Raw genomic sequence first — 17,325 nt, forward strand, 5'->3', positions numbered from 1 at the left:
GGTTAGGTTTATAAGTAAAAAGGTGGATGATGATTGCTTTAAAATTGGAAAAGACTGGGTGGAATCTAATATGATTATTTTAATAGAACTTATTATAGAAAGAAATTCTATTTCTGCTGACATAGTAATTGGACCCCCTAAAGACGATGATAACGCAAAAGAACAAAAAAATAAACTACTTAACCTCGCCGAAAAAGAGTTTGGTAAATATAAAAAAGAAAATGTAAAATACGCTCATATACATTCAGTGCCATTATTTGATGAAAAAAATGAATATTTTGAAAGCTTACGCAAGAGTGATAGCAAACTCAAAGAGATATTAAAGGAAAAGCTAGAAAAAAGCAAAATTATAGAAACCTATGAGGATTTTGCGCATAAGGCAAATGAACTCCTCACAAAGGGCTAAAATTCTTCAATGCCCTTTTGGTGCTTTAGTTTTTAAGATTTACCCTACCTTTTCTCTAAAAAACAAGATAATAGAATGAGATAGAATCTTAAATATAATATTAGAAAAACTTGAGAGTAAGATGTATTGCTTTAGATTCTCTTAAAATCTTGCGTGATAATTTGCCTCACATTAATACTCTATCCCCACTTCTTTAAGCCTATCGCGTATATAGCGCATTTGGATATTTTTATCAAAGCACCACTTAGGGGCTAAAAGTGTATCATCGTGCGCCCCTGCGCTGATTCTTTGCACAACTACATCAGGCGGGATTCTTTGCAGGGATTTGACAATCAAATCACTAAAGCTCTCTATGCTAATTGGCTCATACTCTCCCTCTTTGTAGAGCTTAGCTAATCGTGTGCCCTTTACCACATACAGCGGGTGAATCTTAATACCATTAATCCCCCACTCTAGCACAGATTCTAAAGAATGCAACATCATTTGTGGCGTTTCATTTGGCAATCCATAAATCAAATGAGCGCAGACTTTCACACCTTTTGCACGCGTTTTTGCAAACATCTCTTGCGCGGGGGCAATAGTGTGAGCGCGATTTGTTATTTTCAAAGTCTCATCATACACAGATTGTATTCCATACTCAAGCCAAATCTCTTTGCCTTTTTTGACATATTCCCCCAAAAGCGTAAGCAACTCATCTTGCACACAATCAATGCGTGTGCCAATACTTAGCCCCACAACATTAGGGAAACTTAAAGCCTTATCATAGAGAGCTTTGAGTGTCTCAAAAGGTGCGTAGGTATTTGTATAAGATTGAAAATACACCATATATTTACTTACGCCAAACTTTCTTTGATGAAACTCGCTATGCCAATAAAATTGCTCTTCAAGCTGTTTAAGCTGCATCGGCAAAAGCGGATTAGGGCTTAGAGAAAAATTCATCTTTACTTGTGAAATTTTATCTATTTTGATAAGACTTGGCGAGAAGCTTTCATTATCGCAATAAATGCACCCACCCTTTGCCAAGCTCCCATCGATATTAGGGCAAGTGAATCCTTGCAAAGATATAGGGATTTTACGCACCCTCTCCCCAAATCTTTTCTTAAAATATCGCCCTACACTTAGCACAAGCCGCATCAAAGCCCTTTGGTATAATCATCAACATAGCACCCATCAAAGCACGCTTTGCACCAGCCCTTGCCCTCACCTCCTATACTCCTTAAAAGCCCCTCAAGAGAAAGGAATCCTAAAGAATCTGCACCAATATACTTACGCACTTCCTCTAGGCTCTTATTTGCGCAAATAAGCTGCTCTTTATGCGGCGTATCCACACCATAAAAGCAAGGTGAGATAGTAGGCGGAGAAGAAATAAGCAGATGAATCTTCCTTGCCCCTGCTTGACGCAAAATTTTAATAATCTGCCGACTTGTCGTGCCTCGCACCACAGAATCATCAATCACTATAATATCTTTATTGGCAATTAATTCCCTAATGGGATTGAGTTTAAGCCTTACTTTGAGTTCGCGTTCTTGCTGCGTTGGCTCAATAAAAGTGCGCCCTACATAGTGATTACGAATAATACCTAGCTCAAAATCAATCCCACTTTGCTTGCTATACCCAAGTGCTGCTGCCACGCCAGAATCAGGCACAGGAATCACCATATCTGCCTCAATACAATGCTCCTTAGCAAGTTCTACTCCCATAAGCTTACGCGCCTTATAGACATTACAACCAAATATAGAGCTATCAGGGCGCGCAAAATACACGTGTTCAAACACACAAGGGTGAGGATTTGGCTCAAAAACTTGAATACTTGTAGGTTGGGTATCTGTAAGCGCGTATGCGCCATCAAAAATAAGCATTTCTCCGGGCTTTACTTCGCGCACAAATTCCGCACCTACAAGATCAAAAGCACAGCTTTCACTCGCTACAATATAGCCCATACTTCCATCTTCATTTTGAATCTTACCCAAACTCAAAGGACGCAACCCATAGCGATCGCGTATAGCAAACATTTTGCTACGAGAGAGGAATACAAAGCAATACGCACCATCAATACATTTAAGCGCATCAATGATTCTATCGGTGAGTGATTGTTTCTTGCTTTGGGCGATGAGATGAATGAGGTTTTCAGTATCAAGGTAGGTTTGAAAAATTGCCCCTTGCTGAATGAGCTTTTTACGCATATCTTTTGCATTAGTGAGATTCCCATTATGGGCGAGTGCAAGCTCTCCTAACTCATATCGTGCAAAAATGGGCTGTGTATCATTAATAGAATCTTCCCCTGCAGTCGAGTAGCGATTATGCCCGATGCTTGAGCGCCCTTTGAGCTTATCTAAACGTCTTTGGGTAAAGATTTTTGTTACAAGCCCTATATTTTTGATTGTAGTGATTTTTGTGCCATCACTTGCGGCGATACCACTTGCTTCTTGCCCTCTGTGCTGCATTGCAAAAAGCGAATAATAGCTTAACATACTCGCATTATCGACATTATACACGCCCACAATTGCGCATTCTTCATTCCAACTCTTCATTCCTCTAAGCCGCCCTTATTTTGTCTCGTGTGTGCATTGTATAGCAACAAAACTAACAAGCAAACTCTTAGATTCTAAAGCGAGAGGGCATCTTGTATGCTATATAAGCCACTTTTTTGTCGCACAATCCAACTTGCCATATCAAGCGCACCCTTCACAAAAGTAAGTCTTGAAGTCGCATTATGTGTAAGCTCCAAATACTCACCATCAAGATAAAATCCCACACTATGACGTCCGCACACATCACCACCACGCAAACTCATCACGCCAATCTCACTTTTGCCTCTCTCGCCAATATTTCCATTACGCCCACTCACGCGCACATCGCTTAATTTTAACCCTCTTGCGTTTGCACAAGTTTGTGCGAGAGTAAGGGCTGTGCCTGAAGGAGCATCTTTTTTGTAACGATGATGTATTTCACAAATTTCTATATCACTCTCTTTAAGAGCGCTTGATACGAGCGAGACAATCTTATTAAGCACTGCTATACCTCTACTCATATTTGTCGCATAAAGGATAGGCGATGTGTGAGAGGCTTCCTCAAGCAAATGATGCGTATCATCATCAAGTCCGGTTGTGCCTATCACAAGGGGTGTAGGGAAATGAATAGCTACCTCAAGTAGAGCTTTTGTCGCTTCTGGCGAGGAAAAATCAATAATCACATCGCTTGATTGTAAAAAAACCTGAAAATCCTGTGTTACCATTGTGCTAGAGGGCAATGAATATTGTAACTCATTGCGCACATACACGCTTGAAAGCGTAAAATGACTACGATTTAAAATCTCTTCAATTAATAATCGTCCTACGCGCCCTGTCGCTCCAAAAATCCCTACTTTTAACATAGCTTCTCCTTTAAGCAAGATTCCTATATGTCGCTAAAGACGCAGATTCTAATAAAAAACCCTAAATAAAGCATATATAAGAATCTAGGCTTTGGATTACTTATGTTCTAAATAAGCAATCGCTTGTAATGCGGCAGTAGCCCCATCTCCGGCGGCACATACAACTTGTTTTGAAGCTTGTGTGCGCACATCTCCAGCAGCAAAAAGTCCGGGAACATTTGTCTTCATCTGCAAATCCACCTTGATGCTACCCCACTCATCACATTCACAAAGCATTGAGCCATTTTCTTGCTTCAAAGTCGCTGTATTCACATCATAGCCCACAAAAATGAAAATACCATTAACTGCAATATCTTCAAGTTGATTTGAATCTGTGTGTTTGACAAGCACACTTGTTACCCCTGATGAATCGCCCTTAATCTCCTCAACAACCGCAGGAGTAACAAGGCGGATTTTATCATTGTGTTTAACGTGCTCTATTGTTGTGGGTGCAGCGCGAAATTCATTGCGTCTATGCACAAGATGTACTTTAGAGCAAATGCGGCTAAGATATACTGCCTCTTCAAGTGCAGTATCGCCACCACCAAGCACAACAACTTCTTGATCTTTATAAAAGAATCCATCACAAGTAGCACAGGTGCTAATACCTCGCCCCCAAAACTCTTCTTCGCCTTTAAGATTTGCTTTTTTTGGACTACCTCCAGCGCAAAAAATTACTGCTTTTGCTTGTTCGCTTTTGCCTCCAGCAAGGGAAATCGTAAAGACATCACCATTTTTGCTTACGCGTGTTACTTCACTCATCTCGTGGCGCAAACCAAAGCGGAAGCATTGCTCTTGCCAAGGCTGCATAAAATCCATACCACTCACAATTTCTTTTACACCCGGATAGTTTTCTATCTCACTGCTTCCTGTGATTTGCCCACCGGGCATTCCCTTTTCAAAAAGTACTACATTTTTGATACCACCTCGTGTCGCGTATAAACCCGCTGTAAGCCCAGCAGGACCACCACCGATAATTGCTAAATCAATCATTATAACTCCTTATAATTTATAAAAATTATCTTTTATTATAAATTATTATTTTAATAAAAGAGTAATGGGGACGCTTTTTATTTTAATTTCATAAAATTAGTGAGCAATCTTAAGCCGACATCGTGGCTTTTTTCAGGGTGCGCTTGAATCCCAAATAAATTATCCTTATTTACAATCGCCCCAAAAGGATAGCCATACTCACAATATGCAAGAATAAGCTCCTCCTTAGCTTGTATATGGAAACTATGCACAAAATACAAAAAACTCTTATCATCAACGCCCCTAAAAATCTCTAAACCTTGCGCCCTTTGGGTAAAATGGATACTATTCCAACCAATATGAGGGATTTTAAGTGGAGCGATACCCTCAAATCCCACCACTTCACCTTGCATCAAGGAAAGTCCCTTGTGCTCACCAAATTCAAAGCTTTTTTCAAAAAGTAGCTGCATACCAAGACAAATGCCAAGTAGATATTTGCCACTTTTAGCAAATTCAATCACAGCCCTATCCATTCCTATATTACGCAAATGCTCCATTGCATTACCAAATGCACCTACACCGGGTAAAAGAAGCTTATCATAGTCTTTGAGATTTTCAGGTTTAGATTCTATACGCACCTCAAAATCGCCCACCTCATTTTTGTTTTGGATAAAATCAAACGCATTTTGCACACTGCCCAAATTCCCCACACCATAATCAACAATACCTACTCTAATCATTCGTAAGTCCCTTTAGCCATTGAGAATTACGCGCTATCACATCATCACGTTTTTGCAATAAATGGTCGCGTATCTGCTCCAAATCCGCACAGCTTAATACATTCATCACAGCAGAAGAAAGTGTGGTTTGTGAAGCAGTAGGAAAGGCATTAAGTAAAGATTCTATTTCCGCTATGAGTGCATCTTTTGAGGTTATCTCGCCACTTTTACTTTGATATAAATCTGCCCCTACTTTTTCTCTCATTAACATTAATCCTGTGTATATGTTGGATTTTGCTTCTTTGTATAAGCGGTAATATGTCGCTGCAATGTCGCTATAAAAATAGCAGAATAAGGCTTATCTTGGGGTATTTTTTCACAAAAAATAGCAAGTGCCTCATAATAATCTGCCTCTGCTATATTTCCCTTTAAAAGCTCATATTTGAGATAAAGCCAATAAGTATTCAGCACATCGCTATGACAATAATGATTAATGCGCATAAGCGCAGCAAGCTGAAATACAGCCCTTTTAGATTTAAGGTTTTGTTGAGATTCAATATCTGCTTGAAAATCTGCATTCTTATGAGTTTTGCTCATAGATTCACTTTTTGCATTAGAATCCATATTATTTTGCTCATCTCTTTTATCCTTAAGCACCTCATCGCCCTTAAAATAAATCTCAAAAACCTGCTCTCCACTCATATCGTATTTTCCCACCAAATCAAGCATTTGACAGAGATAATCAAGCTTGAGTGAGCGCAGGGCACCAAAATGCCCTAAGCTCTCAAATAAATCCGTATGAAATTGCTCACTATAACGTTGGCGATAGTTTTCCCATTTGCTCTTATTATGCGCGGGGTTATCTTGCTCATAATAAGCTAAAGCGCTTATATCATAGCGCATTGCGCGTAAAAGTAAAGTAGGTATATCAAAATTGCGCCCATTAAAGCTCACAAGCTTTGGATTATGCTTATTGATATATTGCCAAAATTCACTTAAAAGCGTTTTTTCTAATGTATCTAAAAATGCTTCCTCCAAAAAATCTATATCCTCGTTTTTTGGCGCATTATCTTGTGTGAATTGGGCAGATTCTGTATATTTTTCCCTTTGTGCTTGAGTATCTTGCACCCTTAAGGTTAGCTCATCTAAAAAACTTGTGCCAAAATGCCCCACCTTTACAAATCGCCCAAACTCATCGCATATCACACTAGAAATACTTATCACACGATGAAAACAAAGAGGGAGAAACTCACTCCCATTTTTTTCATATTGCGCTCTAAAGGCAATTTGAGCAATCTCTAAAGGTGAGCCCTCATAGCCAAAAGTGCGCCTTAAAAGATGAAAATCAGGGATTGTCTCAATATCAAAGACACATATCATTCCATTGCCTTCTTACAAAATCTAGCTACAATATTACCAAAATTTACCAACAAGGAAGCTGTATGCACGCATTATTAAGTGTGAGTGATAAAGAAGGTATTGTGGAGTTTGCGCAGGATTTGGTGGCTTTGGGTTATGAGATTCTAAGCACAGGCGGAACACTAAGCCTCTTACAAAAAGCAGGAATAAAAGCCATAGAGGTAAGCGATTATACGCAAAGCGCAGAGATGTTTGATGGGCGGGTAAAAACCTTGCACCCCAAGATTCACGGCGGAATTTTATATCGGCGTGAAAACCCACAAGATGTAGCCCTTGCACAAGCAGAGGGTATTAAGTCTATTGATATAGTATGTGTGAATCTCTATCCTTTTAAGCAAACCATTGAGCGCACCGATGATTTAGATGAAATTATTGAAAATATCGATATTGGTGGTCCTACGCTCGTGCGTGCAGCGGCAAAAAACTATGCAAGCGTGCTTATTATTACCGATAAAAATGATTATAAAAGCATTATAGAATCCTTGCGCAAAGGGCAAAATACCCTAGAACTACGCAAAGCAATGATGATAAAAGCTTTCTCTCACACTGCAAGTTATGATGCAACCATAGCAAATTATATGAATGAACGTTTCCTTCAAGGTTTTGGGCAAAAGATGTTTATACAAGGAGAGAAAATAATGCAAACGCGCTATGGGGAAAATCCCCACCAAAAAGGTGCGCTCTATGGCTTTGGCACATTTTGGCAAGAGCATTTTATACTTAAAAAAGGCGAAGCGAGCTTTAATAATCTCAACGACATCAACGCTGCCATTAAAATCGCCACAAGCTTTGGCAAAGAGGCGAAAGCTGTGTGTATTATCAAACACGCTAACCCTTGCGGCTTTGCAATTAAAGATTCGCTTTTGCAATCTTATATTGCCGCGCTTAAATGCGATAATATAAGTGCTTATGGCGGTGTAGTAGCAGTAAATGGCATTGTGGATAAAGCTTTGGCTGAAGAAATAAATAAGATTTTTGTAGAAGTGCTTGTTGCTGGGGATATTGAACCTGAAGCATTGCAGGTGTTTGAGGGCAAAAAGCGTATGAAGATTTTTACCCAAAATAGCTCTGCGCTGTCCTTGCCCTATGATCAGTATGATTTTAAACATATACAAGGAGGATTCTTACTCCAAGAGAGTGATAGAATCAGTGAGGACGAAATAAAATCGGCTAAGCTTGTGAGCAAAAAAGCACCAAATGAGGCACAAAAAGCGGATTTAAAAATAGCCTATATCATCGCCGCGCTAACTAAATCAAATTGTGTGGCTTATGTCAAAGATGGCGCACTCGTGGGTATTGGTATGGGTATGACAAGTCGTGTTGATGCGGCAAGGGCTGCATTTGCTAAAGCAGAAGATATGGGGCTTAATCTGCAAGGTTGCGTGTGTGCTTCTGAAGCATTTTTTCCATTTCGAGATAGTATTGATATAGCCCATAAATATGGTATAAGCGCAATTATTCAGCCCGGTGGAAGTATCCGCGATGATGAAGTGATACAAGCCTGTGATGAATATGATATAGCAATGTATTTTACGCATACAAGGCATTTTTTGCATTAAAAGAGGTTAAAACTCAAAAATCTATTCTAGGATACTTAGAATCTCACAAGCAATACATTAAAAGTAAAAATTCTAAAAAACAAGAATTTATTACGCTTAAAAAATTAAGAAGAAAGAGGGGGATTCCGAATCCTTGTAGATTCAGAATCTTAAAAAATTAAAGTTTTCCTGCGTTTTTAGCAAGGTATTCTGCCACACCTTTTGCATTAGCTTTCATACCTTCATCACCTTTATTCCAACCTGCTGGACATACTTCGCCGTGCTCTTCTACAAATAACATCGCATCAACCATACGAATCATTTCATCAACATTTCGTCCAAGTGGAAGATCATTAATCACTGCGTGGCGCACAACTTTGTTTTTATCAATCAAAAAGCTACCGCGAAGCGCAACTGCACCATTAAAAAGCACATCATAATCGCGAGAAATTTGTTTTGTAATATCAGATACCATAGGGAATTTTACTGCGCCGATACCACCTTCATTAACAGGCACATTTCTCCACGCAAAATGCACTTCTTTAGAGTCAATAGACACACCAATCACTTTTACACCGCGCTCTTCGAAATCTTTTACGCGTTTATCAAATGCAATAATCTCACTTGGGCATACAAAAGTGAAGTCTTTAGGCCAAAAAAATACAACTGCGCCATTTTTACCGAGATTGTTATAGAGACTGAATTTATCCTCGAAAGTTCCATCTGCTTTCACTGCTTCTGCTGTGAAATCTGGTGCTGGTTTTGTAACTAACATTCTAACTCCTTAATAAAAAAAATTATTAATAACAAATTGTTATTATGAAGTGCATTGTAATACGCACAAGTAACAAAATGCTAAACAATATCAATTTATAGTCAAAAATACCGCCTAAAGCCAAATGGAGTAAAAATATATTGATTCATATCACTCAAAATCTTTGATATAAATGTATTGCCATATTTTCTTGCGATAATACATTTATATCAACTTTTTGTGATATTTGATGCTATTTTGAGCTAAATCATTAGGCTAAAAATTTGCCCTTATTTTTATCCACATATTGCGCCCGGGCTCATAGATTCTCTGCGTGGGGGCGATATTAAGTGCGGGTATATCAATACCATTTTTAGAGAGATGATACGCATAGAGCGCATTTGTGAGATTATCTATTCCGGCAAGAATCATAAAAAACTTATACTTATAGCCCCCATACACATTAAGCGTTACAAAGCCTTTGGTAGCTCCCAAATCCTTGCCTATCACATTGCCATAATCAAGCGCGTAGCGATGTTGCGCCCCATTGCCAAAAACATCAAGCCTCAAAAGCCAATTTCCCCATTCATAAAAACTTGAAATCTGCGCTTGAAGCGGCGCGATTTGTGGAAGCGGCGAATGAGATTCTAGGGCATTTATACTACGGAGATTTAGCGCATAAGTATAGGCAAGTGAGCCATAAAAATGCCACCGCTCCCACGCAATATACTCTGCTTCAAGCTCCCCGCCACCAAGAAAAGCATCGGTATTAAAAGCATTAGTGTTATCTGCATTTACATAATGCAAAAGAATATAATTTGTGATATGTGAGGCATACGCGGACACTTTGGTATGAAAGGCTTTGCCCTCATACACAAGCCCCATATCAAATTGCGTATTTGTCTCTGGGCGCAGATTCATACCATTTATCTTACTTACCTCCCAAAAGTCCGCCCCTCTCTGTGCCACTCCAATCCCCGCATAAAGTGTAGTTTCGTCAATATAATGCTCATATCTCATAAAACCACTTGCAAGAGAATGCAGAGATTCTTTTGAATCCGTCTCTTGTTGTGTTTTTAAATAATCATATCTTGCACCAAAAGCTAGGGCAAATTGTGATGTGGGCGCGTATTGCCCTTGTGTGAAAACCCCCGCACTATCAAAGGTAAAATCCCTCGTATAACTTTGAGAAAGCACACTTTGAGCTAATTCTTTGGTGGTGCTATTCATTGGAGTAGCGCGGCTACTATGCTCATCGTGATTATAGCTCCCTCCCACATACAGCTCGATACTCTCATTGGGGTAGAATCTAGCCTCTATTCTACCGCCTGTATTAACGCGCTTTGGATTGCTTAGCATATACATTAAAGGAGGAGGACGATAAGAGAAATTATCCATAATATGATCAATCTCATTGCGCCACAAGCGCACATCAAGGCGATTAATATCGCTTATATACTGCTGCAAGGCAAGATTGTAGGAGATTCTATCAAAAGCTGATGCGTCCATTGCTCTATCTGCGTAAGAAGCATTTCCTCGCCCTATATCGACATCTAACTCGATATTTGTGCGCTCATTGGGGGTGAGCGCACCTATGAGGCTTACAGATTCTCTTTTGTAAGCCGAATGCACTTTTTTATCATCTCCGCTGCGATAATCATTAGATTGATAATGCGAATATATGGCTTGAAGTGAGCCTTTTGTCCCTCCAGCTATCACATTTGCATTCATATCAAATCGCCCGAAGCTCCCATATAGCGCACTTACATCGGTATTAAAGCTTGGTTTTAAAAAGCGTGTTATGTCTCGCTCAAAAAGCACCCCACCTGCTATTAATGAACCATAGCGCACATCTTGGGGACCCTTAAGCACAGAGATGCGATTATAATTTTCGGGAAAAACATAGGTAATTGTCGTATCCATACGCCCACTACACGCACCGCTTAAATACCCACCGCTTACAAAAATCGGTAGTCTTGAAGCACCTTGGGAGCGAAAAAATATTTCGCTCCCCCCTCCACCCTTGCGCGCCATAGAAAAAGATGGAATCTGCAACATCGATTTTGCCACATCACCACTATGCAGGGGCGTATCTTTGCCCTGCCATTGCAAATGCGTGGGAGAAGATATATCATCTTTGATAAATGAATCTAGCACCACAGAGGGAGGTAAAATGCGCTGTGTAATGAGATTTGTGCTATATTCTTTAGGATTTTCTTGCCCAAAGCAAATCATACCACTTATACTTGCTAAAATGCACAAAGAATGCGCATAAGAATAAGACATCATTATTCCTTTGAGTAAAAATCTAATGAAAAAAGCACAAAAATATTAAGAAAAATGCAAAAATGAAATAATCACTCTCCATTGTAATAAATTAAAAATAAATTAAGCTTAATTGATTACAAGAATCTTAAACCAAAGTATCAAAAAAAGTAAAATGTCCTCATTCATATTACAATACTATTCATTGACAAAATATTCATAAAAAAATAAAAATACATATTGTAATATAATTTTTTTGTGCTAGAATCTTACATAAAATACAAGGTGGGTATATGGCAAAATCATTTCTTTTTACTTCAGAATCTGTAACAGAGGGGCACCCAGACAAAATGGCTGATCAAATCAGCGATGCGGTATTAGATTATATTATAGAGCGCGATAAAAAGGCACGTGTAGCGTGTGAAACACTCGTAAGCAATGGCTTTTGCGTAATTGCAGGTGAGCTTAAAACCCATATTTACGCCCCTATGCAAGATATTGCCCGAAAAGTCGTGCAAGAGATTGGCTACACAGACGCGCTTTATGGCTTTGACTATCGCTCTGCAGCAGTGCTTAATGGCATTGGCGAGCAAAGCCCAGATATTAATCAAGGCGTGGATAGAGAAGATGGCGAGATTGGCGCAGGAGACCAAGGGCTGATGTTTGGCTATGCGTGTAGGGAAACTCCTTCACTTATGCCTCTGCCTATTTGGCTCTCTCACCGCCTCACTGAAGGCTTAGCCCAAAAGCGCAAAGATGGCACATTACCCTTTTTACGCCCTGATGGTAAATCACAAGTTACTGTGCGCTATGAAGATGGCAAACCTGTGAGTATTGATACGATTGTTATCTCTACCCAGCATAGTCCAGAGACACAACAAAGCCATTTAAAAGATGCAGTGATTGAAGAAATTGTGCAAAAAGTTTTGCCAAAAGAATACCTCAATAATAATATTCGCTATTTTGTTAATCCCACAGGAAAATTTGTTATCGGCGGACCACAAGGCGATGCAGGCTTAACTGGACGCAAGATTATTGTAGATACTTATGGCGGAAGCTGTCCTCACGGAGGTGGTGCATTTAGTGGCAAAGATCCAAGCAAAGTCGATAGAAGCGCGGCATACGCGGCTCGATATGTCGCTAAGAATCTTGTTGCAAGTGGCGTGTGTGATAAAGCTACTGTGCAAGTAGCCTATGCTATTGGCGTGGTAGAGCCTGTCTCTATTTTGGTGGATTCACATAACACAGGAAAAGTAGAAGATTCTAAACTCACAGAATGCGTAAAACATATCTTTCGCCTTACTCCAAAAGGCATTATGGAATCTTTAGATTTGTTGCGTCCTATTTATCAACAAACAGCGGCTTATGGGCATTTTGGGCGAGAATTGCCTGATTTTACTTGGGAGAAAACTGATAAAATCGATGCAATTAAAGATTTTTGCAATATCAAATAAGCAAGATTAAAAAAACACCCTTAATATGCAATAGATAATACACAAAGCAGGAGCAGGCACTATGCAAGAGCTGTCTAAATCCTACCTTGAGGGCGCAACAAGTATCTTACCTCGCCGATATGGCATCAAAACAGGTAAAACTTTTCTCTATGGTGCGCCAAGTGTGGGTAAAAGCGCATTAGCACTTTTGCATAGCAAGGGATACAAAAACGCACTTTATATTCATTGTGCTGATTGTCGCACTCATATAGAATCTGCAAATGCCCTGATTCTTAAAGCCTATCTTGAACGCACATTAGAACTTTTAATTATTGATCATTACACGCCAAGCATCTCTTTGCCAAATCTTTCTCATATTATTCTTATTGCACGCTCAAGCGCGCTTTGTCCGCAGGGATTCCAACCAAAGCATATACGCGCTTTAAGCTTTGAAGAATATATAAGCTTTGATAATAAAAATTTCTCTATTAATCATCTCTTTAATGCTTTTCTTAAAGAGGGCAATCTCCCACAAAGTCCATTTCTCGCCCCACATTTTAAAATCTTACAAAAACAAGAGATGTTAAAACTCGCTCTAGGCAATGACTTTACGCTTTTTTGCGCCTTGCTTTCTCTCCAAGCAAAAGCATTGAGTGTGCATCATATTTACACATTACTTAAAAAATCTCATAAAATCTCAAAAGATAGAATCTACCCGCTTTTGCGCTCATTGGAGGAGCAGGGCATTATTTATTTTGTGCCTCACATCACGCATACGCACAAAAAGCTTTATTTTTATGACTTCACGCTCCCTCTATGTGTAAGCAATGAAAAAAATCTCCAAGCAATGCTAGAGAATATGCTACTTTTGGAGCTTTTTAATTTTTGTGAGCGATATAATGTAAGCACAGAAGTGTGCTATGGAGATATGGGGGAGTTTAGCTGCGAGCTTGGCGTGTTTATATTTCTCCCCTTTGCTACAAATGAGAGTATAGAATCTAAGCTTGCCAAACTTAATGCTCCCTATACACGCCTCTATGTGATTACCTTTGATTTTGAAGGCACAGGCAAGATTCACACTCGCACACAAAATATAGAGTGGATAGCAATGAGTTTTATTAATTTTGCCCTTGAATTTAGTGTGTGAGGGATTCTTCTAAAATTTGTGAAGAGGATTCAAGTGGGCGACCAAGCAAGGCTTCAAGGAATATCGTTGCATAACTCCCCTTTGGCAAACTAAATTGCAATTCAAAATGTGCCTTTTGAGCAATATACTCACTCTCAATATCCTCCGCCCATACCCACGCATAACGTCTCGCGCCATTTGCTTTAATGCAAGAATCAATATAGGGAGTTTCGCAAAGTGTAGCCATATGCTGTGCGTGAGTGAGTTTTGTGCCGCTAAGTGCGCCCATTGGAGCAATATCTCTTTGAATAAAACGCGCCACTTCATTGCTTAATTCATCGCATATAAATGCCTTACCAAAGGGATAATGGCACATCACATCGCCTTGAAGTAGCACAAAATGCTGTTTTTGAGCTTGAAGAGATTTAAGTATGTGCATATCACATACCTCTCCTAAAGCCTTAAGGGCTGTATTTGATGAAGTGTGCAGAGCTTTAAGGGCTTGTGTTGGGCTAAAATGATGCAATATTTGAGAGAGTTCAATACGCATTTTAAGCCATTCATTAAATAAATGGCTTTGATAGCTTGAGATGAGAAAATGACTTATTTTTTTATTTCTCATCTGCATTTGATGATGCGCTAATGCCCTACCACTTTCAAAATTAGTATTATCCTTACCAAAACGTTGATTACCAAAATAATTTGGAAAGCCGCTTTGAGCCAAGAAAGCAAGAATAGATTGCAATTTATGGGCGCAAAGAGGAGTGCATTTTTTGAGGCGCATAAAAAAACGATTGCCTTTAAGATGCCCGATTTTAAGCTTATTATGATGAGGGGTGATATGGAGAATCTTTACTTGTTTTTCTTCCAAAAAGCTTTGAGCTAATTCAAGTTTAGGAAGCAAGGAGCAATGAATGCTTAGCATTTGATATGTTGTAGCTGCCTTGTCTTTAAGCCCTGCATAGCCAATATCACGCGCTTTGCAACCCAAAACTTGAGAGAGGAGATTGAGAAGTTCAAAGGTGCTTAGAGCTTTTTTACGCACATAAATAAAACAATGCTCCCCGCTTCCGCTTGGCTCATAAAGAGGAATTTCTTTGACGACAAAATCGCGTGTAGAAGCACTAAAATAGCAATCACAAGGGCTATGACTAAAGGGATAAATGAGCATAGATTAAATAATCGTGCGCTTAATGTAAGGAGAGAGATGAGTAAGAATCTCATAACTAATGGTATCAAAGGCTTTGGCAAATGGGCGGACATCATCAAAAACACAAATGCGTGCTTCATCACATAAACAAGAAAAACAATCCATTGAGGAACGAGGCAGAATCTGATAGCCTTTGGCTGTATAAACCCTCTGTCGTTCATTCACACGAAAAAACCCATCGCCATAGCCAATATCATAAGTGCTAATGCGACTAGGATTCTCTAAAGTCGTGCAACCACTATATCCTATACGCGCACCTGCATTTAAAGTGCGTGTAGAAACCCTATCAGCATAGAGTGCAGCCACTCTGCGTAAATTTGTACTTAAAGGCGTCTCAAAAGCCACATCTAAATACCCATAGAGTGCAATACCTATGCGCACTAAATCATCTTCGATTCTACCTTGACTTGCTACACGAATAGCCCCCGAAGAGCTTAGAGAATGAAATCTTGGCAAAGCAAAATGATGTTTTTGGGCTAGAATCTTCACGCGTTCTTTAATATGAGCAAAATTTGTCTGCGCCTCTTCAAAAGCCTCATCAATATCATCACCATAGCCATTATGAGAAAATACCCCCACAAGCTCCAAACCACGTTGTAAAATAAGAGTAATAAAATCCTCAAGCTCATCTGGCTCTATACCATTGCGATTCATACCGGTATTGACTTTAAGCTCTACTTTCGTGCCTTGAGGTAATTTCTCAATATGCTCTTTTTGATTAATCACAAAAGCGATATGTGAGGGAAAATCGCCCTCTGGCATTCCATAAAGTGCAGTGATTTGAGGAAAATACGCACTCACGCGTAAGGCTTCATTATAATTTTTAACAAACACACTTTTTATCCCACATTCACGCGCTAAAGTGCTTATTTGCTCTAAGCCGTGTCCATAGGCATTATCTTTTAAAACAGCGGCAAGTTCTACATTTGCGCCAATATGCGAAGATATGAGATGAAAATTATGTTTGTAAGATGCGGAAGAAAGAGTAATTTCAGCCATTAAAAAATATGCGGGAAAATCCCGCATATTGAGTTATTTAGGAAGCTTAGAGATGTGATCTGCCAATGCTTCAATATCATCATCAGTTAAACTCGCTGCTTGCCCATACATAACGGCTGCTGCACCACCATTATTTTCTGTTTTTGCTCTATAACCTTTGAGCTTTTTAACCAACTCATCTTTTGCCATACCAGCAATTGTTACATCACCTTTGCTTCCGGGTGCTACCTTTTTCGCATCAGCTCCGTGGCAAGCAACACATTTCTTAAATGCTGCAGGCTCAGCAAAAGCAAAACTTGCAAAACCTAAAAAAGCGAGAATAAGCAACTTTTTCATATTCGATCCTTTCATTGTTGAGATAAAATAACTCATAAATTTTACAACTAAAACTTTAAAAAAAACTTAAATACTTTAAATTTTTACACGCGCACTCATTGCGCGAGAGAGTGAAAGCTGATCAATAGCATCTAGCCCTATGCCTGTTGGCACACCTTGAGCGATTTTACTAAAATGCACCCCACCTTGAATCTTATCCTCAATATAGAGCATTACCGCCTCATTGGCAAGGCTTGGAGAGAGAGCAAAAATCACTTCGCGAATGGATTCTGCTTGAATCCTTTGATTGAGCAAAGCAAAATCAATATGCTCTAGCTCCCCACCTAAGACAAAATAGCGTCCGCTAAACTCCCCTATTTCCTCGATAGTAAGCACATCTTGCGGACTTGCCACGATGCAAAGCTCGCCATTTTCGCGCGTGGATTCTGCACATATCTCGCATATCTCACTTTCACTTAAGCAAAAACATTTTTGGCATCTCTGCGTAACAAGGGCAGCATTTTCAATCGCGTGGGCGATATTTAAACCTAAAAATTTATTTTCCATACACAGAGCATATGCCATTTTATGCGCACTTTTTTTGCCAATACTAGGAAGCTTTTCTAAGGCAGAAATAAGCTCATAAAATGCTCTAAGACTGCTTTTGTAGTGATTCATAATATAAGCCTTTGTGATTTAAAAGCCAAATCATAGCGCAAAAATTTAACTTTGCCTTATAAAATCTTAGATACAATCC

At 39.3% G+C, this 17,325-nt stretch carries 17 protein-coding genes; 4 read left to right on the top strand and 13 right to left on the bottom strand.

The window, feature by feature from the left end:
• The coding region (locus tag J1E28_RS00005) for a hypothetical protein (protein ID WP_291025885.1) at window positions 1-406 on the top strand (406 nt) is incomplete at its 5' end.
• A 171-nt stretch (window positions 407-577) separates the two neighbouring features.
• Here J1E28_RS00005 and J1E28_RS00010 read toward each other — a convergent pair.
• The 7 genes from J1E28_RS00010 to J1E28_RS00040 all read right to left on the bottom strand — a co-directional run bounded on the left by J1E28_RS00010 (window position 578) and on the right by J1E28_RS00040 (window position 6,889).
• Window positions 578-1,540, bottom strand: a complete 963-nt coding sequence (locus tag J1E28_RS00010) for a TIGR01212 family radical SAM protein (RefSeq protein ID WP_291025886.1) — start codon at window positions 1,538-1,540, stop codon at window positions 578-580.
• Complete coding sequence (gene purF / locus J1E28_RS00015) at window positions 1,540-2,937, bottom strand: amidophosphoribosyltransferase (RefSeq protein ID WP_291025887.1); 1,398 nt, start codon at window positions 2,935-2,937, stop codon at window positions 1,540-1,542. Before purF ends, J1E28_RS00010 begins: the two co-directional genes overlap by 1 nt.
• 74 nt (window positions 2,938-3,011) lie before the next feature.
• Window positions 3,012-3,779 (bottom strand): 4-hydroxy-tetrahydrodipicolinate reductase, encoded by a 768-nt coding sequence (gene dapB / locus J1E28_RS00020; RefSeq protein ID WP_291025888.1) that lies wholly within the window; start codon window positions 3,777-3,779, stop codon window positions 3,012-3,014.
• Window positions 3,780-3,875: 96 nt separating this feature from the next.
• Window positions 3,876-4,811: a thioredoxin-disulfide reductase gene (gene trxB / locus J1E28_RS00025; protein WP_291025889.1), complete on the bottom strand. Its 936-nt coding sequence runs from the start codon at window positions 4,809-4,811 to the stop codon at window positions 3,876-3,878.
• A 77-nt stretch (window positions 4,812-4,888) separates the two neighbouring features.
• The gene (gene hisH / locus J1E28_RS00030; protein ID WP_291025890.1) at window positions 4,889-5,530 is read right to left on the bottom strand and encodes an imidazole glycerol phosphate synthase subunit HisH; all 642 of its coding nucleotides are present in this window, start codon (window positions 5,528-5,530) and stop codon (window positions 4,889-4,891) included.
• Complete coding sequence (locus J1E28_RS00035; RefSeq protein WP_291025891.1) at window positions 5,523-5,774, bottom strand: hypothetical protein; 252 nt, start codon at window positions 5,772-5,774, stop codon at window positions 5,523-5,525. Before J1E28_RS00035 ends, hisH begins: the two co-directional genes overlap by 8 nt.
• Window positions 5,775-5,779: 5 nt before the next feature.
• Window positions 5,780-6,889, bottom strand: a complete 1,110-nt coding sequence (locus J1E28_RS00040) for a 3'-5' exonuclease (protein WP_291025892.1) — start codon at window positions 6,887-6,889, stop codon at window positions 5,780-5,782.
• A gap of 62 nt (window positions 6,890-6,951) precedes the next feature.
• On the opposite strand from J1E28_RS00040, the gene purH reads away from it, so the two are divergent.
• Window positions 6,952-8,487: a bifunctional phosphoribosylaminoimidazolecarboxamide formyltransferase/IMP cyclohydrolase gene (gene purH / locus J1E28_RS00045; RefSeq protein ID WP_291025893.1), complete on the top strand. Its 1,536-nt coding sequence runs from the start codon at window positions 6,952-6,954 to the stop codon at window positions 8,485-8,487.
• A gap of 157 nt (window positions 8,488-8,644) precedes the next feature.
• Here the strand turns inward: purH and J1E28_RS00050 are convergent, their stop codons facing one another.
• Together J1E28_RS00050 and J1E28_RS00055 are read right to left on the bottom strand one after the other, a co-directional pair.
• Window positions 8,645-9,241, bottom strand: coding sequence for a peroxiredoxin (locus J1E28_RS00050; protein ID WP_291025894.1), 597 nt, complete (start codon window positions 9,239-9,241; stop codon window positions 8,645-8,647).
• Window positions 9,242-9,496: 255 nt separating this feature from the next.
• The gene (locus tag J1E28_RS00055) at window positions 9,497-11,506 is read right to left on the bottom strand and encodes a TonB-dependent receptor (RefSeq protein ID WP_291025895.1); all 2,010 of its coding nucleotides are present in this window, start codon (window positions 11,504-11,506) and stop codon (window positions 9,497-9,499) included.
• A 272-nt stretch (window positions 11,507-11,778) separates the two neighbouring features.
• Between J1E28_RS00055 and metK the strand changes: the two genes are divergently transcribed.
• Window positions 11,779-12,939, top strand: a complete 1,161-nt coding sequence (gene metK, locus J1E28_RS00060; RefSeq protein WP_291025896.1) for a methionine adenosyltransferase — start codon at window positions 11,779-11,781, stop codon at window positions 12,937-12,939.
• A gap of 61 nt (window positions 12,940-13,000) precedes the next feature.
• On the top strand, window positions 13,001-14,065 hold the full coding sequence (locus J1E28_RS00065; protein WP_291025897.1) for an ATP-binding protein: 1,065 nt from the start codon (window positions 13,001-13,003) through the stop codon (window positions 14,063-14,065).
• On the opposite strand, the gene truD is transcribed toward J1E28_RS00065, so the two are convergent.
• The 4 genes from truD to recR all read right to left on the bottom strand — a co-directional run bounded on the left by truD (window position 14,055) and on the right by recR (window position 17,246).
• Window positions 14,055-15,215 carry a tRNA pseudouridine(13) synthase TruD gene (gene truD / locus J1E28_RS00070; RefSeq protein WP_291025898.1) on the bottom strand — a complete coding sequence of 387 codons (1,161 nt, stop codon included), beginning with the start codon at window positions 15,213-15,215 and terminating at the stop codon, window positions 14,055-14,057. The two genes, J1E28_RS00065 and truD, sit on opposite strands and share 11 nt — an antisense overlap.
• A 3-nt stretch (window positions 15,216-15,218) precedes the next feature.
• A complete protein-coding gene (locus tag J1E28_RS00075) occupies window positions 15,219-16,280 on the bottom strand; it encodes an alanine racemase (RefSeq protein WP_291025899.1) in 1,062 nt (353 codons plus the stop codon).
• A 6-nt stretch (window positions 16,281-16,286) separates the two neighbouring features.
• A complete protein-coding gene (locus J1E28_RS00080) occupies window positions 16,287-16,589 on the bottom strand; it encodes a c-type cytochrome (RefSeq protein ID WP_291025900.1) in 303 nt (100 codons plus the stop codon).
• Window positions 16,590-16,664: 75 nt separating this feature from the next.
• Window positions 16,665-17,246, bottom strand: a complete 582-nt coding sequence (gene recR / locus J1E28_RS00085; protein ID WP_291025901.1) for a recombination mediator RecR — start codon at window positions 17,244-17,246, stop codon at window positions 16,665-16,667.
• Window positions 17,247-17,325: the final 79 nt, after the last annotated feature.

Source organism: Helicobacter sp., assembly GCF_022511165.1.
Classification (GTDB): domain Bacteria; phylum Campylobacterota; class Campylobacteria; order Campylobacterales; family Helicobacteraceae; genus Helicobacter_C.